Consider the following 24,203-nt stretch of genomic DNA (forward strand, 5'->3'; position numbering starts at 1 on the left):
TAGTGCGAATGGGCAGAAGCGCCTGCTGTCCGCTTCAGGACGGTATCCGTGGCCCGTCAATATCATACACGAGAGGCTGGATAACAATATGAGTACCTCATCTTTTATTCATGACGACTGGCTGCTGTTAAGTCCAAGTGCACAGAGACTGTATCACGATTATGCCGCTGCAATGCCGATTTATGATTTCCACAGTCATCTGAATCCGCAGGAGATCAGCAGTAACCGCAGGTTCCGCAATATCGCTGATCTCGCGTTATCCGGGGATCATTACAAGTGGCGGGCGCTCCGCTGGCTGGGCGTTGACGAACAGCTCATTACCGGGAATGCGCCGGACAAGGACAAGTTCATGGTCTGGGCGCGTTCCCTGCCTGAGATGGTGGGCAATCCGCTCTACCACTGGACTCATCTGGAGTTGAAGCGCTACTTCGGGATCGACGAGCTGCTCTCCGGGGAGACTGCGGACAGTGTGTGGGAACGCTGCAATGAGCAGCTCCAGGGAGATGAACTGACTACGCAGGGGATTCTCAAAAAACTCAATGTCGATGTGGTCTGCACAACGGATGATCCCATTGATTCACTGGAGCATCACATTCAGATTAAGAAGGACAATGTGCTTCAGACGGTGGTTGCCCCGACCTTCAGACCGGACCGGGTGCTGAATATCCGTGATGAAGGATTCACCGGATACGTGGGCCTGCTTGGTGAGGCGAGCGGTATTGAGATCCACGATTACTCCGGATTCCTCCAGGCTGTGACCGCGCGGATCGATTATTTCCATAAGCATGGCTGCCGGCTGTCGGATCAGGCCTTCGGCGAGCTGCCGCATGCCCAGTCTACAGAGCATGAAGCGGCCTACATATTCGCCCGGGCCTTCAAAGGGGAAGAGATCAGCCCGCAGGAGGAACAGAAGTTCCAGAGCCATACGCTGATCAAATTAGGCCGGCTCTATCATGAGCGGGGCTGGAGCATGCAGCTGCATATCGGAGCGCTGCGCAACAACAACGCACGGATGTTCAGTGCCATCGGCAAGGACAGCGGCTTCGATTCGATTCTGGATTTCAATATGGCCCGCAGTCTCAACGCACTGCTGAATGAGCTGGATGCCAGCGGACAGCTGCCGAAGACCATCGTCTATACGCTGAACCCTTCGCAATACGAGATGATCGCCACCGCGATCGGTAACTTCCAGGGCGATGGCATCAAGGGCAAGGTGCAGATGGGCTCCGGCTGGTGGTTCCATGATCAGAAGGAGGGTATGCTGCAGCAGTTGAAGGCGCTCTCCAGCATCGGCCTGATCAGCCCTTTTGTCGGCATGCTGACTGACTCCAGAAGCTTCCTCTCCTTCACTCGTCATGAATACTTCCGGCGCATTCTCTGCAACCTGTTCGGCACGTGGATGGAAGAGGGGGACCTGCCGCGAGACTATGCCTTGATCGGCCGGACCATTGAGAATATATGCTACAACAATGCGGATGCGTATTTCGGGATCAAGTAGAGAGCAGGAGCGCAGCATACCATTCATGGGTTGGAAAAGCACAAGTGGAAACGGCTTTGCCGTCCTTTTAAAGGACGGTACCGTTTCGGAAACCTATAAATTATATTTTCAAAAAATCAGCAGGCTTCTAAAGAGGCATGCTGATTTTTTGTTTCTTGAGGAAACTATGATTTTCCTCTGTTGTGGATAAGTGGCGCGCAGGCATGTGGTCCGAATGTATGCGGAAAACAGCATACATTATGCTGATGCGCAGGCATGTGGCCCGAATGTATATGGAAAACAGCATACATTTGCTGGCGCGCAGGCATGTGGCCCGAATGTATATGGAAAACAGCATACATTTGCTGGCGCGCAGGCATGTGGCCCGAATGTCTGTGGAAAATAGCATACATTATGCTGATGCGCAGGCATGTGGCCCGAATGTATGTGGAAAACAGCATACATTTGCTGGCGCGCAGGCATGTAGCCCGAATATATGTGGAAAACAGCATACATTCGGTGCTGGTGCGTATTTGTTCTGGCACCTTCCGGTGCACCCTACCGCGTACTGCTCCGGTAAGCAGACGGGGATACGCCGGTTGACTTCTTGAACACCTTCGAGAAGTGGGCCAGCTCCATGCCGACCTGCTCGGCGATACTGGAGATGCTGAAATCGGTGTAGGAGAGCTGCCTCTTCGCGAGCTCCATCCGTTTCAGCTGGACGTACTGCATCGGCGGAACGCCGATGAATTTCTTGAAATAGGGAATGAAATAGTTCGGGTGCAGATGGACCCGTTCTGCCAGCTCCTCGACCGTCAGCGGCCGCATTAACCGTTGATCGATGTAACCCAGCACATTCGCCAGCTTGCCCTGGTCGCTCGTATGTGTCAGATCGTCAAGGAAATTGCTGTAGCCCCCCGATTCCAGACAAAGGGACAGCAGCGTAAGCAGCGCGGCCTGCGTCCGCAGGGTAGCGAGGAAGCCGGTATCCTGGAACCATTCAATCATCTCCGCGAACATCGTCCGGGTGGCCTCCGGATCAGGCACATCACAGATGTAGAGCTTATTCGCCGAATGAAACAGCGGCCATTCCCCAATCTGCGCATCGAAGTGGCAATAGTAGCGTGTATAAGGATCATCACGTGAAGTATCCGTGGTCTGGGTGGAACCTGCGGGCATAATCATCAGCTGTCCGGGTCTCGGATAGTACGCCACTCCGTTGATAATCACCTTGCCTTCGCCGGAATCAATATAATACAGCCGGTTGAAGGCAGGGGTCTCATTCGTCCGGTTCCATCCCGGATATCTGCTGGTTAACTGGGCATGGGTAACGGTAACCGTCAGGTTGTGCAGCAGGCGTCCGGTCAAATTGCCGTTCGCAATCATATTCATGTCAGGGCCCCTCCATTAAGGATATAAATCTATTATAACGCTTCCATTTATCCAATACATCTTATTATTATACAAATATACCTTAATTACAGTCATGTTCACCACCGGCAAATAGGGTTATCCTCATAACATAAACTGTTTCAGGAAGGGAATGGGAGATGGATAAGGTACGTTATGGAATTATTGGCGTTGGGGGTATGGGGCGGACCCATGCACAGAGTCTGCTGAGTGATATTAAGGGGGCCGAGCTAACGGCCGTCTGCGACATCAGCCCTGAGCGGCTGGAATGGGCAGAGGAGCATTTGCCGGATCATGTGCAGCGCTTTCTGTCGCCGGAGGAGCTGTTCAAGTCCGGGATCATTGATGCGGTGATGATTGCCACCCCGCATTATGATCATCCGCCACTGGCGATTGAAGCGCTGGGCTACGGGCTGCATGTTCTGATTGAGAAGCCTGCCGGTGTCTATACGAAGGCAGTACAGGAGATGAATGACGCCGCAGCGAAGTCTGACCGCAAATTCGGCATTATGTATAACCAGCGGACGAATCCGCTCTATCAGAAGCTGAGAGAATTGATTCAATCCGGGGAGCTGGGAGAGATCCGGCGCACGAACTGGATTATCACCAATTGGTACCGCTCTCAGAGCTACTATGATTCCGGCGGCTGGCGGGCGACCTGGGGCGGGGAAGGCGGCGGAGTGCTGCTGAACCAGGACCCGCACCAGCTAGATCTCTGGCAGTGGACCACCGGGATGATGCCTAAGCGGGTACGAGCTTTTTGCCAGTTCGGGAAGTACCGGAATATTGAGGTTGAGGATGATGTGACCGCTTATGTGGAGTATGAGAATGGCGCAACCGGGCTGTTCATCACGACTACAGGGGAAGCGCCGGGGACGAACCGGTTCGAGATTACAGGCGACAACGGTAAAATCGTCATCGAAGACGGCACGCTGACCTTCTTCCGCCTTCGCACCCCTGAGCCGAAGTTCAATGCGGAATATACCGGAGGCTTCGGAGCGCCGGAATGCTGGAAATGCGAAATTCCGGTGGACTCCGGGAATGGAGAGCAGCATAAGGGGATTCTGCGCAACTTCACCAATGCGATTCTGCATGATGAGCCGCTATTGGCTCCGGGGGAAGAGGGCATTCACGGGCTGACCCTGTCCAATGCCATGTATCTGTCTGCGTGGACCGACAACTGGGTGGACCTGCCGATTGACAGCGAGCTGTTCTATGAGAAGCTGATGGAGCAGGTGGAGAATTCGACTTTTCAGAAAGCTCCGGTCAGCCAAAAAGCCCTTGATGTATCGGGTACCCACTAGATTAACTTTACTCTCTTACGCCAATTAAACTTATCTAGGAGTGGATGAATACAATGAACCGTTCAACGATTGCCGCCCAAATGTATACCCTGCGTGAATATACCCAGACGCCGGAAGCCTTGCGGGAGAGCCTGCGGAAGGTGAGCAGCATCGGGTATCAGGCTGTGCAGATCTCCGGGATCGGTCCTATGGACCCTAGGCTGGTGAAGGAATATGCCGATGAATTTAATCTGAAAATATGTGCGACACATGTTCCCTGGGACCGGCTGGTGAATGATCTGGATGCGCTCGCCGCCGAACATAAGCTGTGGGACTGCAAATACATCGGTCTTGGCTCGCTGCCTGCGGAATATCAGACCAGCCAGGAGGGCTACCGCACCTTCGCCAAGCTGGCTTCCGGCATTGCACGTACACTTAAGGAAGAGTATGGTCTGCAATTCGTTTATCATAATCATGATTTTGAATTTGAACGTTTTGACGGTCTGACCGGTATGGATGTGCTGCTGCAGGACAGTGATCCGGAGGTCTTCGGGTTCGAGCTGGATCTATACTGGGTTCAGGCGGGGGGCGGAGATCCTGTAGAGTGGATTCACAAGGTGGAAGGCAGAATGCAGGCCGTGCATTTCAAGGATATGACTATTCTGAACCGTAAGGCAGTGTTTGCCGAGATCGGCGAAGGCAATATGAACTATGGAGCGATTATTGATGCCTGCCGCAAGACCGGGGTGGAATGGCATATCGTGGAGCAGGATGTGTGCCAGCGTGATCCGTTCGAGAGCCTGGAGATCAGCCTCCGGCATCTGCACTCCAGATTGGAGGTGCAAGCATGAGCCGCAAGGATGGAATGATGTATGCTCCGGTACATGAGGCGAAGCCTGTCGTGGGACCGGGTGAATTCGTAATTGCTGCGCTGGCACTGGATCATGGGCATATCTACGGGATGTGCAACGGGCTGGTGGAGGCGGGAGCCGAGCTGAAGTGGGTATACGATCCTGACCCCGAGAAGGTAAAAGCATTCCTGAACAAGTATCCCGGCGTCAAAGCCGCACGCTCTGCTGAAGAGATTCTTGAAGATCCTGAGGTCCGGCTCGTAGCAGCAGCGGCCGTTCCTTCGGAGCGCGGTCCGCTCGGTCTGCGGGTGATGGCACACGGGAAGGATTATTTCACGGACAAATCTCCGTTTACTTCTCTGGACCAGCTCGCGGCAGCACGCCTTCAAGTGGAGCAGACGGGGCGGAAATACATGACGTATTACAGTGAGAGACTGCATGTAGAGAGCGCTGTCTATGCCGGTCAGCTGGTGCAGCAGGGGGCGATTGGCCGTGTGCTTCAGGTGATGGGACTGGGGCCGCACCGGTTAAATGCACCCAGCCGGCCGGAATGGTTCTTCCAGCGTGATAAATACGGCGGCATTCTCTGTGACATCGGCAGCCATCAGATTGAACAGTTCCTCTTCTACGCGGGCTGCCGTGATGCCAAGGTACTTCACAGCAAGGTCGCCAACTACAACAATCCGGCTTACCCGGAGCTGGAGGATTATGGGGATGCTACGCTGGTTGGGGATAACGGGGCTACGCAGTATTTTCGCGTGGACTGGTTCACTCCGTCAGGACTCGGAACCTGGGGCGATGGCCGGACGATCATTCTCGGCACGGAAGGCTATATTGAACTGCGCAAATACAGCGATATCGGCCGCTCCAGCACACCGGACCATGTCTACTGGGTAGACGGTGAGGGCGAGCATTATGAGCATGTGGCCGGGAAGATCGGCTTCCCGTTCTTCGGTGAGCTGATTCTGGACTGCCTGGAACGGACGGAGAAGGCGATGACGCAGGAGCATGCGTTCAAGGCTGCTGAGCTGTGTCTGGAGGCGCAGCGGCAAGCGGTGAATCTGACCCCGGATACGCTCAAATAGTTGCATTACAGCTATCAGAAGATCGGAAGGTGGTTAAGATGAATACCAATGGAGCAGCGATTATCGGCTGCGGGGCGATTGCCCCGCTGCATGCCAGAGCCATTGCTTCCATCCAGAATGCGCGGCTGGTAGCCGTGGTGGACAGTGACCCTGTTCAGGCAGCACAGTCTGCTCAGGATTACGAATGTGAAGGCCTGACGGATTACAGGGAGCTGCTGGAGCGTGCAGATATCGGCATTGTCCATCTCTGCACGCCGCATCATCTGCATGCCGGAATGGCGATAGAGCTGCTGAAGGCCGGCAAGCATGTGTTAACAGAGAAGCCCATGGCGCTGGATGTACCTTCGGCCCGCTTGATGCAGGAGGCGGCGGAGCATGCAGCGGGTCAGCTGGGTGTAGTGTTCCAGAACCGTTATAATGAACCTTCAGTGCGGATCAGACAAGTAATCGATTCCGGCAGCTTGGGCAATCTCCTCTGTATGAAGGGCCTGGTAACCTGGACCCGGACTGAGGAGTACTACACGAACAGTCCATGGAGAGGCCGCTGGTCTACGGAAGGCGGAGGGGTATTGATCAATCAGGCTATCCATACCCTGGATCTGCTGCAATGGTTCGGCGGTGACATCGCTGCCGTGAAAGGGAGTGTCAGCACCGATGTGTTGAACGATGTCATTGAGGTCGAGGACAGCGCACATGCGTGTATCGACTTCAAAAACAAGGCGCGCGGACTTTTCTACGGAACCAATGCGTATCAGGCCAATTCGCCGGTGGAGCTGGAGCTGGTCTTCGAGCAAGGGACCCTGCAGCAGCGCCGTGACAGTCTCTATCTGTGGAAAGAGGGTGAGGAGACGCTGCTCTGCGAGCCGCAGAGCATCAGCAGCGGCGGGAAATCGTACTGGGGCACCGGGCACTCACGGTTAATTCATGACTTCTACGCCCACATCCGTGAAGGCCGCAGGTTCTGGATTGACGGTGCTGAGGGCATCAAAGCGCTCAAGCTGATTGCAGAGATCTACAAGTCCTCGGGCAGCCGGAATCTGGTCCCTCAGGTCTAGCATTCATCAACCGGCTGATGCCGGAATAGGCTGTCTCTTAGGCAGAGTTCTGCGTAAGAGACAGCCTTATTTGTGTTGCGTTTAGCCGAAGAGACTGGAAGTAAGCCGCTACAGCTTAATCGCAAGCCAGCAGGCTTCAATGGTCTGCTGAATCTGCTGCTCGTTAAGCGGATATTTTCCGTCCAGGTATCCTTTGATGACAGCAATTAATATCCCGTAGATCAGCTGATAGCACAGACAGACATTCATTTCCCGGATGATTCCCTGCCGCTGGCCTTCTTCAATGATGGAGAATATCTCTAAGGTTGAGGGGGCCAGCGTGTTCCGCAAGTCCTCGGAAATATAGGGCGAGGAGCAATAGTTCTCTGTGAAATCAACCTCTTTGGGGTATTGAAGCGAATAGTTGGCCGTATTCTTCAGAAGGCTCTTCACACGCTCATAGATGGTTAAGCCGGGATCATAGCCGTTCATGACGAACTCATTTTTATGTATGCGGACTTTATGGTACAACTCATTGACCAGCTGCTCCTTGTTCTCGAAATAATGATAGAATGTGCTGGATCCTACATTGGCCCTCTTGAATATTTTGGCAAAAGTAACAGATTGTAAGCCTTCTTCAGTAATTAAATCAAGGGTTGCCTGAAGAATATCATCGCGTTTACCCATCATTACACCTCACTAGCGGAAAAATCATTCTATAAAATAGTACAGCTTCTGCAAGGAAATGTCAATTATCAGAATGTCTATTCCGCTGTAAAGTGGAAAAAAGATTGAATTTGTGGTGGAATAGACAATAAAAGAACTATATTTATGTCAAAATTAGGAGAAGTGGAATTTTCATTCTGAATTTATTTGAAGTTTAATTTTCTTCCTTTTAGAATATCAATAGAATAAATATTCTATTTCTTAAGCTTATGAATGGATTGCTAATACAAGCAATCCAATTGACTTTTAGACCATTAGGCTTTATCTTCAGTACAGGGTTTACCTAGAGTCAGCAGAAGAGAGACAGGGAGTGGAAGTATGGCTATGGAACAGGCAATGTTTGCCGGAGGCTGCTTCTGGTGCATGGTTACGCCGTTCGAAGAGCTTCCCGGAATTCACGGGATTGTATCGGGATACGCCGGAGGAACGGTAGATAACCCTACTTATGAGCAGGTGAAGACCGGTGCAACCGGTCACTACGAGGTGGTTCAAATCACTTTTGACCCGGAATTGTTCCCATATGAGCGGCTGCTTGCGTTATTCTGGCCGCAGATTGACCCGACGGATGACGGTGGACAGTTTCAGGACCGGGGAACGCAGTACCGCACGGCGGTATTCTATTATACGGAAGAGCAGCGGCTGGCTGCACTTGCTTCCCGGGAGCAGGTGGCAGTCAGCGGCAGATTCGAGCTTCCGGTGGTGACGGAGATTCTGCCTGCGCCGGTATTCTATCCGGCAGAAGACTATCATCAGGACTATCATAAGAAGAATCCGAAGCATTATAAAGAGGACCGTGAGCAATCCGGACGGGATACCTTTATTTCGCAGCACTGGCACAAGTGATTCGTGAATATCCGTTAGACAAAGCCTGTGATTACCCGGCATCTGGGAATTGCGGGCTTTTTACTATTTTTGCAGCATCCTGTGGGTTAAGCTATAGATCATTATGCCAAAAACCAAAATATGGGAACCTAAATCCGAAATTCCGTGCCTACTCAATTGCCGATTGTGCAACTATAATCATATTTGTAAACGGATACAAGCATTGGTAATTCTGGTTTTGATGCAGCGGGAAGAGAGAGGAGGGAACAGGGGATAGAATAAGCAGCTCAGCGAAATACAGAATGCTCTATAGCTCCTGTAGTTGAAGGGAAGTGCTGCAATGCCAATATTATTCAGGAGGAATCTAAGAATGTCCAAAAAATGGCTAATGACGATGCTTGCGTTCGTGCTTTTGCTCTCTTGCCTGCCTTTGTTCAATTCCAAAGCAGCCGCAGCTGATTATACCCAAGGGGTAGATCTGTCGGGAACCTCAGCTACCATCTGGTTCAAATCTACGGTCAGTACCAGCTGGACCGATGTGCATTACAAGGTGAACTCGGGAACCCAGCTAAACTACCGAATGACTTATAACAACAATAAAGCGCGTTATGAGCAGGTGGTTACAGGCGTCGCCAGCGGCACAGCACTCTCGTACTTCTTCACCTACAACAATGGGACTCCGGCTTATGATACCGGCTGGTTCAACTACACTGCGGGAACCGTGCCCACTGCAGCGCCGACTACTCCGCCTTCCGGGTCTTCCGGTTCGATCTATTCTATCGCTGCATCTTCTATTCCGACACCGCCGGGAGGCTCCGTGTCTGTCAAAGTCATGAATGGAACGGGAGGCGCTTACCCCGATAACCAGGTCTATTGGGGCGTCATCGGCATCAATCCGGCCAACGGCAAATGGAGTTATCTGGATCTTAGCGGCAATCTCATTCCGATCTCGAATGCGCTGAATAATGCTTCCGGCCATCTGACCAAGAACGGGGTCAACTATGCCAATATTTATCATACGGTTAGCCAGACCAACTGGGTAACGCTGCCCAAAATCACCTCCGGCCGCATGTTCCTAAGTGTTGGCACGCCGTTGTATATTAAGACCTATGACGACGGCTTTGCCGGACCGGATATTGATAACCCAACCGATCCTAACCGTAATCTCTATTTCGACTTCGTTGAATTCACGGTCGATGCTACAGGCTACCATGGCAATACGACCCGTGTAGATGCCTTCGGCTTCCCGATCCAGCACCGGCTGGTCGGCTTGTCCGGCGGTTATGACAAGACGGTTGGCGAGCTGGAATCGGAGACACGGGCCGGCATTTTCACCAAATACCAGAATGAAGTTCCGTCCGCCTTCAAATCGCTGGCAACCGATCAGGCGCCTTACCGGATTATTGCTCCAGTCCATGGATCGTTCAAGGCCGGCGGTGCCAACGCGAATTACTTTGCAGGCTATTCCAGCTATAGCACCCAGGATATTCTGCGCAATGACGGTTCGTTAATCGATGCCGCCACTTCCGCTGCGATCAACCGCCATGTGTACACCACTAGTAACTGGAACAACGTAGCGAACTATTACAATGCGGCTCCCGCCAACTTTTATGCGAAATTCTGGCATGATCACAGCATCAGCGGCTTGGCTTATGGCTTCCCGTATGACGATGTTAACGGCCAGGCAGCCTATCTGGAAGTCGGTGACCCTAAAGGTCTAATTATTCGCGTGGCCTGGTAAGATAGAGCCGAAGGCTTCCAGCAGCGCAGCTTCCTCAATCATCAGCAAATGAGGGATATCGTGTAGAGAGCCGGTCCTGAATATAAGCAGGCTGCCGACTCTCTCGCACAATTGAAGCTGGGAATACTGGGAAGGATCATCATCCAGCGAAGGGAAAACCACACTCGCAGGCACAGGCTCATATCCGGCAAAAGCCCATTCACCGATTCGTTCCATCGTTTCAGGATCAAACAAAAAGAACCGTTCATTCGTATTTTGCGTGATGACTTGACCGTTCTGAAGATAGAGCATACCATAGCCCGGATATGTGTCTTCTTCCTCATACTCGTCTTCGTATTCCCCGTCGTGCGGGCCCTGTTCCTGTAGCAGCTCCAAGGCTGGATAGGAGAACCGGGCATACACCTGCGCATCATTCTCCAAGGTGAACAGCTGACTGCCGTTAGGATGCCAAGCTGGCGCAATATAACATCCCTGCGGGAACATCTCCCTGCTATGTAACCCGCCCTGCTGAATAGATAATTCATACACGGATATACCGTTCTGACCTGCCGCAAGCTCCAGTGTTACAGCATCCGACCCAGGAATGTCCATCAGCCGCAGCGCACTATCACCGAACGGATCTTCCAAGTCTAGTGAATGTGCTAACGTTCCGTCCCCGCTATGAAACACTGAAATCCGCAGATGTTCCCCGTCCAGCCTGGCTACAGACCAGATTAGCCCCCCATCACGCGAGAAAAGAACACATACATAAGCCCCGACTTTGCTCCACAGCAAGCGGCCCGTGAAGTCTCCTGCGCCCATTGCCTCATCCTCCATAATGAAAGCCGCCAGCGCAAGCTCAGGATGGAACGAAAGGGAGTCCAGGTTAAGCGGTTGCAAGTTATATAGCTGTCCGGCTTCACGAGGCGTTAAGTCCGCATCCAGGCGGTACACTCTGCCTTCCTTGTCATATACAACAACAGGAGGTCCGGCATTGTTCCTTGCGGCGAAGTTATAGTCGCCTATGAGTATTGTAGCGGGATTAAGCAGTATCATCGTATTCCTCCTGCTCCTCGAATTGTTCTGAATTATAGCATCCTAAGGATGGAAAATAAACAGGAAGAAAGGTATGATAGATAGCAATTGCACACGAAGGGAGCATCCGGGAGAGATGAAGGACAGCTTGAAGCACATCTTATTTGATCTGGACGGCACATTGACTGACCCCAAGGAAGGCATTACCAAAAGCGTGGAGTATGCGCTTAACCAATTCAGCATCGAGGTGGAGCATCCTGACCTGCTGATTCCTTACATAGGTCCGCCGCTATATGATTCTTTTATTGAAATTCAGGGCTTCACGGCGGAGGCAGCGGCACAGGCTGTGGAGTTCTACCGGGAGCGTTACCGGACGCTGGGGATGTTCGAGAATCATGTCATTCCAGGCATTCCAGAGCTGCTGGAGAGCTTGAGAGCCAAGGGGTTCGAGCTGTATGTGGCGACCTCCAAGCCTATTGTATTCGCTGAGCAGATTCTGCGCCATTATGAGCTGGACGGGTTCTTCAAGTATGCGGCAGGCAGCAATCTGGACGGGACACGCTCGAAGAAGCGCGAGGTCATTCAACACGTGCTGGACGAGAATAATCTTCTTGCTTCGCAGTCGCTGATGATCGGGGACCGGGAGCATGACATTATTGGGGCAAAAGCCTGCGGTGTAGCCTCTGTGGGCGTGTTGTTCGGCTATGGTTCCGAGGAGGAATTATCGGCGGCCGGAGCGGATTTTATTGCGCATACGGTGGAAGAAGTAGGGGATATTATTCTGCGGTTGCAGCGGACTGAGCTTAACGGATAAGGCCCGCGGGCTGAGGGTTAAGGGAGTTAAAGTTAAAAGGATTAAGCGGTCAAGCGGGAAGCGGATTTTAAGTTTTTTTCTGCGCGGTATTGACTTCTGACGAAGACCGTGCGTATTATGTAACCAGCAACACCATAACCAAGGCAATGACCAGAGACAGGATATCCCGTGAGGACTGACCAGAGAGAGAAGTGCAAGGTGAGAGCTTCTTACAGAGACCAGCCGGATGTTACCCCTCTATAGCCGTGACACTGAACCCTCCTGCTGTTAGCGAGGCTGTAAATGCCACCGACCCATCCCCGTTAACGGATGCCATGAGGATTGTACTGATCACGTTTCCGCCGAACAGCCGGGGGTGAAGTGACGTATAGTCGAATTAGGGTGGAACCACGAGCTTAAGACGCACTCGTCCCTTTCCGGGATGAGATGCGTTTTTTTGTGTTTACATTTACGAATATACACTGAAGAAATGGAGGCCATAATCATGGAGATTCAAGTGCAGCTGCCGGATGGAGCAAATAGGAGGTATTCGCGTAACACCACAATTGCGCAGATTGCGGAGTCGATTAGCGTAAGTCTAAGGAAGAATGCAGTAGCCGGCAAAATCGATGGCAGACTCGTTGACCTTGATTGTCCGGTTGAAGGGGACAGCCTCGTGGAGATTGTGTTAGCAGACAGCAGCGACGGGCTGATGATTCACAGACACAGCACAGCCCATGTGTTGGCCCAGGCAATCAAACGGATCTATGGAGAACGGAACGTGAAGCTGGGCATTGGTCCGGTGATCGAGGACGGCTTCTATTACGATATAGATATTGAACAGCCCCTGTCCAGCGAGGATCTTGCTGCAATTGAGCGGGAGATGGGGAAGATCATCAAGGAGAACCTGCCGATCCGGCGCCGGGTGGTTAGCCGGGCGGAAGCGGTGCAGTTCTTTGAACAGCTGGAAGAGCCGCTGAAGCTGGAGCTGCTTCGGGATCTGCCGGAGGACGCGGTCATCAGCCTGTATGAGCAAGGCGAATTCACGGATCTGTGCCGGGGGCCGCATCTGCCCTCCACTGGCCGGATTAAGGCGTTCAAGCTGCTTAGTGTAGCGGGTGCCTACTGGCGCGGGGATGCTGACAATCAGGTGCTTCAGCGGATATACGGCACGGCTTTCCTGAGCACAGCTCTACTTGAGGAGCATCTGCACCTGCTGGAGGAAGCGAAGAAACGGGATCACCGCAAGCTGGGCAAGGAGCTGGGCTTGTTCATGTTCTCCGAGGAAGCGCCGGGCATGCCGTTCTACCTGGCCAAAGGGATGCTGATCCGCACAGCGCTGGAGGATTTCTCCCGCAGGCTGCAGCGCGCGGACGGGTACGAGGAGGTGCGCTCGCCGCTGATGATGAACCGCCGTCTGTGGGAGCAATCCGGGCACTGGGATCATTACAAGGATGAGATGTATTTCACGAAGGTGGATGAGACAGACTTTGCGCTGAAGCCGATGAACTGTCCAGGACACATGCTGATCTACAAGAACAGCCTCCGTTCCTACCGGGATCTGCCGATCCGCATTGCGGAATACGGGCAGGTTCACCGCCATGAATCCTCCGGTGCGCTGAACGGAATGATGCGGGTCCGTACCTTTTGCCAGGATGACGCCCATTTGTTCGTGCTCCCGGAGCAGATTGAATCCGAGATTACTCGGGTGCTGGAGCTGATCGATCAGTTCTATTCGATCTTTGGATTCGAGTACAAGGTCGAGCTGTCTACACGCCCGGAGGACTATATGGGTTCCGAAGAGCTCTGGGATCAGGCGGAGGAGTCGCTGGAGCGTGTACTGAAGAAGAATGGAATCGAGTACCGCGTGAATGCGGGGGATGGCGCTTTTTACGGACCGAAGATTGATTTCCATGTCCTCGATGCCCTGAAGCGGAGCTGGCAATGCGGTACGATTCAACTGGATTTCCAGATGCCTGAGAAGTTCGACCTGACTTACATTGGCGAAGATAACAACAAGCATCGTCCGGTTGTCATCCATCGTGCGGTGTTCGGCTCTATTGACCGGTTCATGGGTATTCTTACAGAGCACTATAGCGGAGCGTTCCCGCTGTGGCTGTCTCCGGTGCAGGTCAAGCTGCTGCCAGTCTCTGTGGTTCATGACGAGTATGCCGAGCAGGTCAGAAGACAGCTGGCTTCAGCCGGACTGCGGGTGGAGACAGATTCCCGGAATGAGAAGCTGGGCTACAGAATCCGTGAAGCGCAGCTGGAGAAAATCCCTTATATGCTGGTGCTGGGAGATCAGGAGCAGAATGACGGAACAATCTCGGTACGAAGCCGTGCGGAGAACATATTATTCACACTGAGCGCCCAGGAGTTCATTCAGCAACTGACAGCTAAGATTGACGGTTGGGAATAAATCGCTTCATATATAATAGTTGAAAAGTATAACAGGTAAAGATATAGGGGGAAGTCAGTTGACAGTACTAGAAGCAGGTCAGCTTGCAGGCAACGTAATCCGGCTTGTGCCTTTGGCGGAGGAGCATAAGCTTGAGCTTAAGAATTTGCTGCACAATCCGCTGATCTGGGAGTACACATGGAGGCAGATCAGCTCAGAGGAAGAGGCAGGACAACTGGTGGATACGGCTCTGAAGAATCAGGCGGCAGGCAAGGATATGCCTTATGTCATGATAGAGCAGCCATCAGGCCGGATCGTAGGGACCACGCGGTTGATGCATCTGGACCGTACGCATCGCAATGCAGAGATTGGCTGCACCTGGATTTCACCGGAATACTGGAGAACTGCGGTGAATACAGAGTCGAAGCTGCTTTTACTGCAATATGCCTTCGAAGTGCTGGGCCTGATCCGGGTGGACTTCTCCATTGTCAGTCACAATTTGCGCTCCCAGCGGGCCATTGAGCGGATTGGAGCGGTCCGGGAGGGCATTCTGCGCAAGCATAGGATCACCGCTGACGGTACTGTTATGGACAATGTGCTGTACAGCATTATCGATGAAGAATGGCCTGCGGTGAAGAAGAATCTGCTATATTTGGTGAATGAGAAATACAAATAGCGGTGTGCTATGGTGTGTCATAAAGTAGTGCTTTAACATAGAGGGGCACATAAGCTATGAAATGGCTGGCCCCCTTGTTTTGGAGTTGGATGAACGTTTGCGCTTGGTGAGGACGCTCCGCGAACGAAACGTTGTTACAATCGCTTTGCTCGTAAGAAAATTTATCATTGTTTAGGAAATTATGGTTTCCTCCTTTTGTGGACAAGGTGTGTGGATTAGTGGATAAGGGGTCTTTGAATGGTATGGCCAGAATGTATGTGGAAAACAGCATACATTGTGGTCCCACGCAGGCATATGGCCCAAATGTATGTGGAAAACAGCATACATTGTGGTCCCACGCAGGCATATGGCCAGAATGTATGTGGAAAACAGCATACATTGTGGCCCCACGCAGGCATATGGCCCGAATGTATGCGAAAAACAGCATACATTGTGTTGGTACGAAGGTAATCCTATTCATCCGTTAGGATGACTTAGTTCTTCCCCTTAGCGCTGAAAATCCGGAGACCAAGGCAACCGCTGCCGCTTTTCCACAATCATTTCGTTCTCTCCGCTGTTTAAGCGGAAATGGACCAACTTTGCTTGCCAATGGATCTCGAAAAAGATAGTCCAGAACATCACCTAACCAGGGCTTCCGGCGTTTTCTGCTTCGCAGAATCAAAAAAGTGACGCTCGAGGTCGGTTGGCTTTCACTTGCCCACACTGTATTAAAACAAGCTGCAAATGACCAAAAACGTAAAGCAGCGATTCTCCAATGACGGGAGAATCGCTGCTTTTTGAGTTTTAAGCTTTTGGAGATAGAGGCTTGCCTCCGCTAGTTTACTTATGGGACAGCCCCTATTTATTTTGTAAATAGCCATATCTATGAAACATTGATATAATAGAATGACATGAGAATAGAAACATACATTCCCATTTCTTCAGGGTCCTGAGCATTAACAAACCGTCTATATCTCTGTATGTTCTGGCCCAACCTTCACCTGTGGTGCGGATTTGGGTTTATGTTATGTTGCGAGGGTGATGGGATGAAAGAGCGCATTAAGCAAGTGGTGGAAGGTAAGTTCAGAAATTCTCACACAGCCAGAAGCATAATCAAGCTTAAGAAGCTTGAAGAAGCAGTTACGAAATCTTTTGCTTATAAAACAGACTATTATCAAGATGGAGGGCTCTCAGCGTTTGTTAGAGGAATTGAAGAACTAATAACAGAGGGATATTTGACCCCTATTATAAAGAAGACAAAGTATAGCTCTACCCATCTGGATGAATCCTATTGGCTGACTGTACCTGTTTCCTCTCAGGCTAGATGGAGTGAGACGGCCATGATGCGGGTTATCGGCGCAAAAGGGATGAATCTGGATTACTACCGGAATCATCCTGAAGCCCAGACGGCGGACACGTGGAAGTACATAGAACGGATATATGAATTTTTGCGAACAGCAGAGAACAGGGAGACGATTACTCGGGAAGAGCGCTCGCTGGAGCTTTTTGATCAGGAGAAATATCTGGCAGAATCGGAGGGTAAGCAATTTCTATTCAGACTGGGTCTGAACTTAGAACTGCTCCGGGCCGAGATTGTACGTGAAGATTTCGAGGCACATATGATGCCGGATAGACCAATACTTTGTATCCTTATTTCAGAGAACCATTCCTTCTATCAATCTGCCAAAAGGTTAATGGTGAAAGATATGGCAGTATGCGGCTTGCAGCCGGACATGCTGATCTACGGGGAAGGTTGGAAGATTGTCAGCAGTCTGTCTTATCTGGAGGAACGGGGGATCGATCTGTGTGAAGCGCAGCTGTTCTATGTGGGCGATATGGACAAGAAGGGCTGGGAGATCTATGGCAAATTGAAGCTCGATTACCCGGAGTTGAACATGAAACTGGCATTGCCAGTTTACCTTTCCATGCATAGCAACGCCACTCGGTCGTACGATTATGCGAAAGAACAAACGGACTGTCCTCCGCCTTATCTGGAGCGGGTGCGTCAGGAGTTCTCTGCTATTCCAGAATTATTGCTGTGTATGAATACCCAACTAACTGAGAATAAGAGGATTCCGCAGGAAGTCTTAAATTATGAAGTGATGGCGAGGTTGGCAAGAGCATGAACTGGAATGATTTCGGAGAACGGAACAAGCGGCTGAACCCCTTGTGGAGTCTGGGCGCAGGCATGAATCTGGGTGAGCTGCAGCCGTATAAGGAAATGATTGCGCTTAGTGTGCTGCTGCAGGTCTATTATCTGGAGCTGGAATCGAATGAACAGCGGGCCCGGGAGGACCTGGTGGATCTTGCTTGGAGCTCACTTGAGCGCTTCGGCATAGAGAAGCTCGGCAGCCCGGAATCGGTTGAACGGCTGGTAGACGGACTGCTGTGGAGCGGCAGCGGCGGGGATTTCGAGTCCCATTATTACGATGATCACACCCGGCAGATCGGGGTCCAGAAATACAAGTATTTCACTGTGGACGAGGATGCTACGCGTATCAGCTGGGAGGAGAACGGGACGACCATTTACCGGCTCTCCGAGTATGCGATGGAGCTGATCTTCATGAGCCACGAGATTATCGATGAGTTCCAGGTCAGCATCAAGCTGCTGGAGATTCAGATGCATATCAAGCATGGACGGGTTACCCGGGCGATGCAGGATGTGAATGAGCTGATCTCTCGCGTACGCAAAATGACACAGCAGCAGCAGGAATACCGCAATGCCCTGCGCCGTAATCCGAAGCATATCTTCAGCGAATACGGCACCCAGCGGCATGAGCGGCTGGAGGAGATCCACCAGCAATTTGACGAGGAACGCAAGCATTTCGATAATATCCATCGCTCGCTGGCCCGGCTGGCCAATGATGAGAAGGATGTCATTGATTTCAATGAGCTGCGTCAGCTCTCCGAGCGGGTGGAGCTGTCCCGGCGGGTGCATGACGAGCTGGCCGAGGTCGTGCTGAGCATCTTCGAAGCGGAGACGAATCTGCGGCTGAACTTCCCGGAATTATTCTGGGGAGCAGCGGGCTTTAACTTCCGCACCCATGTGTGGGAGGAATGGGTGAAGCCCGAAGGGCTGCGGGATGGGGATAGCCTGGAGACGCTGATCAGCGGGCTGTTCTCGCCCAGCCAGGATTTCATCTATCCGCTGGCCTGGGCCTGGGAAGAGCAGGAGGTTGGCTTCCTGCCGGAGGATACGCCGGATGTGACGGAGGAAGCTGGGGAAGACGAGGACATCCATTATGTGCCCAGAGGTATTCCCTGGACCGAGGTATGCGAGCTGTGGTTGCCGGTCATAGCCGGAGTGGCTGCGCACGGCAGCTTCACCTTCACTGCCGAGGTGTTCACGGAGCAGGAGCAACGGCGCTGGGCGGATTGCCCGGATGCCGTGGATTTGTGGGTGCAATTTTTCCATACCGTAATTACTGTCGAGGAACAGGAAGCAGAGGGCCACGGGGTGGCAGACGAATGCCAGAAGCTGCTTCAGCGGCTGATGCTGGACCACCCGGAGCTTGCGGTGCTGCGCGGCTCAAGGCTGCGGACCACCATCTCTTCACAGCAGCAGGACCGCATCTGTATCCCTGGTCTTGAGATCAGCCCTTATACCATTACTATAGTAGAGAGAAGTGAGATGATTCGGATATGAGTTATTCCCTAGAGCAAGTTCAGCAGGCTTCCCGGCTGTTCTTCGACCTGCTTAAGCGCAAGGTGATTCCGCTGGATGATCCCGCTGCCGCCGAATGTCTGCAGGATACCTCCGCTTATGACGCCTTGCAATACGTAGCCAAAGAAGCCGGCTGCCGGATTATGAATTCCGGTCACCGCCTGCACCTGCTCGTGAGTCCGATCGGCTCCGGATTCGCCAGCAACTTCACTCAGCTGCGCAATAAGTATTCACGGATTGAGCGCAAGACGCATCTACATATCATTAACGTTATTATCCTCGTTTTTCTGGCGGAGATGGACCAGGATGAGCAGCACTTCAAGCCGGGACAGGACAGCATGTCCTATATTCAGTTGTCGGATCAGGTATCCGAGTTGTTCCAAGGCTGGATCGGCATGGATGAAGACGGCAGCTTCAGCAAGCAGTGGCGGCTGGATATCCAGGCGATGCATAGAGTGTGGACCAGCCTCTATATGCAGACCCGCAGCCAGGAGGAGGGCGATTCGCTAACCCGCGGCGCAGGCTCCCGGATTGGCCTCATCCATGAAGGCATGAAGCTGCTGGAGGAAGAGCATCTGGTGTTCATTTCCGAGAATGAGAAGCGGATTTTCCCAAGAGAAGAGCTGTACGAGCGGATGCGTTATCTCTACCACGATGTGGACCGGTACAAAGAGCTGAAGGCTCTGGTTGGCCGGACACTCAGCGAACAGGAGGGTGAAGCCCATGCCGCGCATTGAGCGAATCCGCATCGCCGGACTGAAATACGAGAAGATGCTGAAGAAATATGAGGATATGACGCTTGATCTCTGTAATGAAGAAGGCCCGGCCAATACCCTGATTACGCTGATGAACGGCGGGGGGAAGGGCGTATTGTTGCAGTCGATTTTCCAGTTGCTGATGCCTAGAGCCGCCTGGGGTAAGGATAATGAGAACCAGGTCGAGGCCTTCTTCCATAATCACAAAAAACAGCTGAAGCCCTACACCTTCCACGTGGCGATCGAATGGCGGCTCGACGATAAGGAGCGGACGGAGTATGTCACCACCGGGATCGCGATGACTGCTCAACATTCCATGGACCAGCTTGAGATCAAAGTGGATTATCTGCTATACGCGCTGCTGAAATATGAGGAGACGGCTGAGCTTACACTATCCACCCTGCCCTTATATGATCATGAGCTGAATACGCCTGCGAGCTTCGAAGCGATTCAGCAGTTTGTGCGGGAACGGCGGGGTGAGATTAATGTCTACGGCAGCAGCAGCTCCGATCTGAAGAAATACTATGCCTACCTGGCTGACCATGATATCCATATTGATGAATGGCGCAATATGCGCAGAATCAACGGGGAAGAGGGCGGCATCAAGGGCTATTTTCAGAAAAATGACGCATTCACCAATCATAATCTTTTTGAGCGGCTGATTATTCCAGAGATTGGTTCCAGTCTTGGGGGAAGTATGCGCGAGGATGAAGGCTCGCTTCAGCGGATGTTTGTGGATACCGCTACGGTTGCACAGCGGCTGCCGATGCTGGAGCAGCGGGAGCGGGCTTTTGCCGAGTTCACCTCTCTTGCGGCTCCTCTGTATGAAGCGGTGAAACTCGGAACGGAGGCGGACCTCAGCTTCCGGGAGACCGAGAGGCTAGGAGCGCAGCTCTATACCGTTATTCATGATGAACTGAAGCAGGCGGAAGACAAGCGCCGCAGAACGGCGGATGAGCTGGCCGGACATTATCTGGAAGCGAAGACGCTCAGATTCGAGAGCGATAATCTGAAGTACCTGCGGCTGAAGGAAGAGCATGACGGCAAGCAGGAGCACTTCAGAGTGGTCTCTGACAATCAGACACGGGCCAAGCAGCGTCTGGAAGAATCGAAGCAGAGAGAGAAATCGCTGGAGGTCGCCCATTATCTGGCCCGGCGCAAGCTGCAGCTCCGCCAGATGGAGCAGTGGCAGAAGGAGATTGAAGCCATCGAAGGGTCGCTTGCGATGAAGGAGCGCCAAGAGGTGATTCAAGGGGCCAAGCAGGAGCTGCGCGTACAGTGGGAGCAGGTATACCGGCTATGGCAGGCGAAGAGCCGCTTCTACAGCGGACAGCAGCAGTCCCATGCAGCGGAAGAGCAGATTCTGCGCAAGGGCAGGGAGGAATTACTGCTGGAGCTGGGCAGGTTGGATGGGAAGTTGCAAGAATTAACAGCTATGATCCGTCAATATACGGAGGATCTGGGCGTGTTCGCTTCCCGCCACGGGCAGGAAGCCGCCCACTCACCGGGAGCCGCTCTTCAGCGCGCGCTGATTGCGGCCAGAGGGCTCACTGAGCAGATTGAGGCCTTGAACGGACAGCGCAAGACCGCTGAGGACCAGAAGCTGCTTCTGCATACGCAGCATACCCGGCTGGCTGAGAAGCTGCTGGGGGCCGAGGCCCAGGCAGAGGAGCTGAGCGGACGCATCGAAGCCCAGATGAACAAGGAATCACAGCTCTGGTCACAGCTCGTAGTGCTGCTGGAGATGTATGAGGAGCATCAGCTGCTGGGCGCGACAGCTCTATTCGAAGCGAAGCCTCTAATCCAGGAGCGGTTCATTCGCAGGCTGGAGGATACCGAGCAGCAGACGAAGCGGCTGCGGCGGGATTATTATCAGCAGCTATTGGATGTCGAGCTGCAGCAGGAAACCTACTGGCTGCCTAACCATGATATCGTAACGGTGAAGGATACGCTGGATGCCCTCAAGATTAGCTCCATGACCGGCACCATGTATCTGAACGATCAGCCTTATCTGGTCCGCGAGGAGGAACTGGAACGCCATCCGCTGCTTCCTTACGGCCTGATTGTCACGAAGCGTGAAGCGGCTAAGCTGCAGCCGGAGCTGCTTAAGGAGCTTCTGCTTAAGGCTCCGGTCCCGATCTTCGTGCGCGAGGAGATGGCGGAGGGCGGTACAGACGCCTTCCTGCTGCTGGCGCATCAAGGGCCGCAGATGGTCTTGCAGCCGGATCATTTCCAGGAGTGGAAGCGGGGGATGGCCTCCAGACTCCGTGAGCAGGAGGAGGAGCTTCAGGCGGAGGAAGCGTATCTTGCCAAGCTGAGATCCGGCCGGCAGGAATATGAACGCCTGCATCAAGGCGAACATACCGCAAGTCTGCGGAGCAGACAGAAGAGTGCGGAGACCCTGCTGCAGCAGCTACACAGCCAGCTGAATGAAATGAACGCAGAACAGGTACGCTATGAGGAGGTTCTGGCTGGTATTTCCAGAGACCTGTCAGCCTGTGAAGCGGAGAAGTCTGAGCAGGAGACCCGGGCGGCGGCGCTGCGGGAGTGGAGTGAGCGGAGCCGGAAGCACGAGCAGAACTATACAGACAAGCACAAGTCTGTGGAGCAGAAGAATAATCTCAGCAAAGAGATTGCGGTTAAGGACCAGCAGCTCGCCCGGCTGAAGGCGGAGATGGACAGTCTCGCCTTGCAGCGCGAGAAATGGATCGGGGATGCCCGTTATTCCGTATTTCCGCGGCTGCAAAACTGGTTCCCGGACATAGAGTTCCCCGGAGAAGCTGCGGGTGCGAAGGTTCAGGGTGCTGATGCTGAGGCGGATGTTAAGGCAGACGAAGCTGCTGCCGATGAAGTGCTAAATGAGAAGGTACAGGACAAGCTGCTGCAGTTGCTCAGTACAGTTGAGAGTCTTCAGCAGTCGCTAAGTCAGAATGAGCTGGAGATCCGCACAAGAACAGCCCAGATTAAGGGGGCCAGAGAACAGCTGGCCGAGCTGGAAGCTGCTGTACAGCAGGTAGATGCCGGATGGCCGTCTGCCCCTGAGCCGCAGGAGTCGCCGGATATGATTCAGTCCGCCAGAGTCCGACAGAAGAGCGACACGATGATTCTGGACGAGGACTATCAACAGCTCCGTGATTCCTTCATCCGCTGCCAGACCGAGCTTGACAGCCTGCGCAAAGAGCTGGGCAAGTCCGAGAAGGCGATCAAGGAGAAGCATGAGCGGACGGTAGAGCTGTGGCATGAGCCGCTGGAACAGAAGGAAGAAGAGATCAGTCTGCGGGTCCGGGAGAATGAGCATCTGCTGAATACCAGTAAGCAGGCGCTGGCTTCTATGGATCAATGGCTGCTCGTTCTCGGCAATCAGAGCCGGATCATGGATACCCATGTTGAGCACCGTGTGCCGCTCCGGGATGTGCCTGAAGAATTGCAGCTGAAGGTGCGGGAGAGCTGCGAGACGCTGGTGGAGGATTGGCTGCAGCGCAGCAAGGAGAGCCGCAGCCAGCGGGCAGAGATCTCCCGCAAGGTGAAGGAAGAGAAGACGGAGCTAAGCGGCAAGGTGGCCAAGTCCGGCTGGAATGCGGAGCTTGAGACCAAGATTCAGGAACGCCTGAACAATGTTCACTGGGATGATTTCGCTATCGCCTTACAGGTGCTGGATTCGATGCTTCAGAGCTCACGTGATCAGATGGAGAGCATCCGCAGCGATAAAGAGGATATGGAGCTGTCCCGCAAGCTGTGGGTAGGCCGGGCAACCAAGCGTGTGGTGCAGATCGTTGATATTCTGAAGCGGATGGAACGCCGGATGATCATTCACAATGAGAACGGCCATGCCTTCCCGCTGGTTAAGCTGAATTACAGGAATATTAACGTTCCACGGACGACCGATGACATCGAACCGCTGGTCAGCGAGTACTTCAACCGCTGCATCAGCAGCCTGCTGGAGCGGTTCCCGAAGATGGAGCAGGTTCCGGCTTCAGCTGTCAGAGAGCTGATTAACGATGGACGCATGGTGTACGCCGCACTGCAGAACCGCTTCCCGGTGTTGCAGGTGTATAAGCCGGTGACGGAGAATTACTTCCTGTATGCCGCTCCCGAGGACTATCATTATTCCGATTGGGAGGTCATCAACCGCGGCGCGCTGGATGAGGCGGTGGGCAGCGGCGGACAGCGTCAGTCTGTTCAATTGCTAGTGGCGATGATGATTATGACTCACAAGCGCGTTAACCGGGAAAACAAAGGCTGGACGGTCTTCCTGTACGATAACCCGTTCGGTGAGATGGTCTCGAATAACGTGCTCGATCCGGTCTTCGAGATCTCGAAGGCGCTGAAGTTCCAGTGGCTGATCGTCACGCCGCCGGAGCTGGTCAAGAATGATGTCAGCATCCGCTTCGGCGTGTACTGGCAGCTGTATTTTGGCGGAGATAAAGGGGATGCCCTGGAATCGACCCTGATCAAAGGCGGGCGCAAGCTGATCCCTGCTTCATTATTCTAGTTA

The 24,203-nt window shown here is 53.0% G+C and carries 17 protein-coding genes; 14 read left to right on the forward strand and 3 right to left on the reverse strand.

Annotated features, from left to right (window positions below; all coding sequences use genetic code 11):
* The first annotated feature begins 88 nt into the window (after positions 1-88).
* Entirely contained in the window at positions 89-1,498 is a 1,410-nt protein-coding gene (gene uxaC / locus J2Z70_RS05890) for a glucuronate isomerase (RefSeq protein ID WP_209870386.1), read from the forward strand.
* Between the two features lie 537 nt (positions 1,499-2,035).
* Here the strand turns inward: uxaC and J2Z70_RS05895 are convergent.
* Complete coding sequence (locus J2Z70_RS05895) at positions 2,036-2,869, reverse strand: AraC family transcriptional regulator (protein ID WP_327196478.1); 834 nt, start codon at positions 2,867-2,869, stop codon at positions 2,036-2,038.
* A gap of 158 nt (positions 2,870-3,027) precedes the next feature.
* Here J2Z70_RS05895 and J2Z70_RS05900 point away from each other — a divergent pair, with 158 nt between their 5' ends.
* Genes J2Z70_RS05900 through J2Z70_RS05915 form a run of 4 tightly spaced genes read left to right on the forward strand, consistent with a single transcriptional unit; the run spans position 3,028 to position 7,161 of the window.
* Positions 3,028-4,191 (forward strand): Gfo/Idh/MocA family protein, encoded by a 1,164-nt coding sequence (locus J2Z70_RS05900; RefSeq protein ID WP_209870389.1) that lies wholly within the window; start codon positions 3,028-3,030, stop codon positions 4,189-4,191.
* A 53-nt stretch (positions 4,192-4,244) separates the two neighbouring features.
* Entirely contained in the window at positions 4,245-5,021 is a 777-nt protein-coding gene (locus J2Z70_RS05905) for a sugar phosphate isomerase/epimerase family protein (RefSeq protein WP_209870392.1), read from the forward strand.
* Positions 5,018-6,106, forward strand: coding sequence for a Gfo/Idh/MocA family protein (locus J2Z70_RS05910; RefSeq protein WP_209870394.1), 1,089 nt, complete (start codon positions 5,018-5,020; stop codon positions 6,104-6,106). Before J2Z70_RS05905 ends, J2Z70_RS05910 begins: the two co-directional genes overlap by 4 nt.
* Before the next feature lie 38 nt (positions 6,107-6,144).
* The gene (locus J2Z70_RS05915) at positions 6,145-7,161 is read left to right on the forward strand and encodes a Gfo/Idh/MocA family protein (RefSeq protein WP_209870396.1); all 1,017 of its coding nucleotides are present in this window, start codon (positions 6,145-6,147) and stop codon (positions 7,159-7,161) included.
* A 108-nt stretch (positions 7,162-7,269) separates the two neighbouring features.
* Here J2Z70_RS05915 and J2Z70_RS05920 read toward each other — a convergent pair whose 3' ends face one another.
* A complete protein-coding gene (locus tag J2Z70_RS05920; RefSeq protein ID WP_036728667.1) occupies positions 7,270-7,827 on the reverse strand; it encodes a TetR/AcrR family transcriptional regulator in 558 nt (185 codons plus the stop codon).
* Positions 7,828-8,190: 363 nt separating this feature from the next.
* Here J2Z70_RS05920 and msrA point away from each other — a divergent pair, with 363 nt between their 5' ends.
* Complete coding sequence (gene msrA, locus J2Z70_RS05925) at positions 8,191-8,709, forward strand: peptide-methionine (S)-S-oxide reductase MsrA (RefSeq protein ID WP_209870397.1); 519 nt, start codon at positions 8,191-8,193, stop codon at positions 8,707-8,709.
* A 349-nt stretch (positions 8,710-9,058) separates the two neighbouring features.
* Positions 9,059-10,429 carry a glycoside hydrolase family 64 protein gene (locus J2Z70_RS05930; RefSeq protein WP_209870399.1) on the forward strand — a complete coding sequence of 457 codons (1,371 nt, stop codon included), beginning with the start codon at positions 9,059-9,061 and terminating at the stop codon, positions 10,427-10,429.
* Here the strand turns inward: J2Z70_RS05930 and J2Z70_RS05935 are convergent.
* A complete protein-coding gene (locus J2Z70_RS05935) occupies positions 10,406-11,464 on the reverse strand; it encodes a hypothetical protein (protein ID WP_209870401.1) in 1,059 nt (352 codons plus the stop codon). The genes J2Z70_RS05930 and J2Z70_RS05935 overlap by 24 nt on opposite strands.
* Before the next feature lie 73 nt (positions 11,465-11,537).
* Between J2Z70_RS05935 and J2Z70_RS05940 the strand changes: the two genes are divergently transcribed.
* From J2Z70_RS05940 to J2Z70_RS05970, 7 genes are all read left to right on the forward strand, one after another.
* The gene (locus J2Z70_RS05940) at positions 11,538-12,257 is read left to right on the forward strand and encodes an HAD family hydrolase (protein WP_245368018.1); all 720 of its coding nucleotides are present in this window, start codon (positions 11,538-11,540) and stop codon (positions 12,255-12,257) included.
* 484 nt (positions 12,258-12,741) lie between these two features.
* Positions 12,742-14,655, forward strand: a complete 1,914-nt coding sequence (gene thrS, locus J2Z70_RS05945) for a threonine--tRNA ligase (RefSeq protein WP_209870402.1) — start codon at positions 12,742-12,744, stop codon at positions 14,653-14,655.
* Between the two features lie 58 nt (positions 14,656-14,713).
* Entirely contained in the window at positions 14,714-15,310 is a 597-nt protein-coding gene (locus tag J2Z70_RS05950; RefSeq protein ID WP_209870404.1) for a GNAT family N-acetyltransferase, read from the forward strand.
* A gap of 1,025 nt (positions 15,311-16,335) precedes the next feature.
* Positions 16,336-17,415, forward strand: coding sequence for a Wadjet anti-phage system protein JetD domain-containing protein (locus J2Z70_RS05955; protein WP_209870407.1), 1,080 nt, complete (start codon positions 16,336-16,338; stop codon positions 17,413-17,415).
* Positions 17,412-18,935 (forward strand): hypothetical protein, encoded by a 1,524-nt coding sequence (locus J2Z70_RS05960; RefSeq protein WP_209870410.1) that lies wholly within the window; start codon positions 17,412-17,414, stop codon positions 18,933-18,935. The genes J2Z70_RS05955 and J2Z70_RS05960 overlap by 4 nt, the downstream gene beginning before the upstream one ends.
* Positions 18,932-19,690 carry a DUF6063 family protein gene (locus J2Z70_RS05965; protein ID WP_209870413.1) on the forward strand — a complete coding sequence of 253 codons (759 nt, stop codon included), beginning with the start codon at positions 18,932-18,934 and terminating at the stop codon, positions 19,688-19,690. Before J2Z70_RS05960 ends, J2Z70_RS05965 begins: the two co-directional genes overlap by 4 nt.
* Positions 19,677-24,200, forward strand: a complete 4,524-nt coding sequence (locus tag J2Z70_RS05970; RefSeq protein WP_209870417.1) for a coiled-coil domain-containing protein — start codon at positions 19,677-19,679, stop codon at positions 24,198-24,200. The genes J2Z70_RS05965 and J2Z70_RS05970 overlap by 14 nt, the downstream gene beginning before the upstream one ends.
* Positions 24,201-24,203: the final 3 nt, after the last annotated feature.

The organism is Paenibacillus silagei (genome assembly GCF_017874735.1).
In the GTDB taxonomy this organism is placed as follows: Bacteria; Bacillota; Bacilli; order Paenibacillales; family Paenibacillaceae; genus Paenibacillus_AQ; species Paenibacillus_AQ silagei.

What these genes read in the sequence shown, in the direction of transcription:
- msrA (WP_209870397.1), top strand. Translation starts at nt 8,191, where the DNA reads ATGGAACAGGCAATGTTTGCCGGAGGCTGCTTCTGGTGCATGGTTACG.
- J2Z70_RS05970 (WP_209870417.1), top strand. Translation starts at nt 19,677, where the DNA reads ATGCCGCGCATTGAGCGAATCCGCATCGCCGGACTGAAATACGAGAAG.
- J2Z70_RS05920 (WP_036728667.1), bottom strand. Translation starts at nt 7,827, where the DNA reads ATGGGTAAACGCGATGATATTCTTCAGGCAACCCTTGATTTAATTACT.
- thrS (WP_209870402.1), top strand. Translation starts at nt 12,742, where the DNA reads ATGGAGATTCAAGTGCAGCTGCCGGATGGAGCAAATAGGAGGTATTCG.
- J2Z70_RS05930 (WP_209870399.1), top strand. Translation starts at nt 9,059, where the DNA reads ATGTCCAAAAAATGGCTAATGACGATGCTTGCGTTCGTGCTTTTGCTC.
- J2Z70_RS05960 (WP_209870410.1), top strand. Translation starts at nt 17,412, where the DNA reads ATGAACTGGAATGATTTCGGAGAACGGAACAAGCGGCTGAACCCCTTG.
- J2Z70_RS05935 (WP_209870401.1), bottom strand. Translation starts at nt 11,464, where the DNA reads ATGATACTGCTTAATCCCGCTACAATACTCATAGGCGACTATAACTTC.
- J2Z70_RS05965 (WP_209870413.1), top strand. Translation starts at nt 18,932, where the DNA reads ATGAGTTATTCCCTAGAGCAAGTTCAGCAGGCTTCCCGGCTGTTCTTC.
- uxaC (WP_209870386.1), top strand. Translation starts at nt 89, where the DNA reads ATGAGTACCTCATCTTTTATTCATGACGACTGGCTGCTGTTAAGTCCA.
- J2Z70_RS05900 (WP_209870389.1), top strand. Translation starts at nt 3,028, where the DNA reads ATGGATAAGGTACGTTATGGAATTATTGGCGTTGGGGGTATGGGGCGG.
- J2Z70_RS05915 (WP_209870396.1), top strand. Translation starts at nt 6,145, where the DNA reads ATGAATACCAATGGAGCAGCGATTATCGGCTGCGGGGCGATTGCCCCG.
- J2Z70_RS05940 (WP_245368018.1), top strand. Translation starts at nt 11,538, where the DNA reads ATGATAGATAGCAATTGCACACGAAGGGAGCATCCGGGAGAGATGAAG.
- J2Z70_RS05955 (WP_209870407.1), top strand. Translation starts at nt 16,336, where the DNA reads ATGAAAGAGCGCATTAAGCAAGTGGTGGAAGGTAAGTTCAGAAATTCT.
- J2Z70_RS05905 (WP_209870392.1), top strand. Translation starts at nt 4,245, where the DNA reads ATGAACCGTTCAACGATTGCCGCCCAAATGTATACCCTGCGTGAATAT.
- J2Z70_RS05910 (WP_209870394.1), top strand. Translation starts at nt 5,018, where the DNA reads ATGAGCCGCAAGGATGGAATGATGTATGCTCCGGTACATGAGGCGAAG.
- J2Z70_RS05895 (WP_327196478.1), bottom strand. Translation starts at nt 2,869, where the DNA reads ATGAATATGATTGCGAACGGCAATTTGACCGGACGCCTGCTGCACAAC.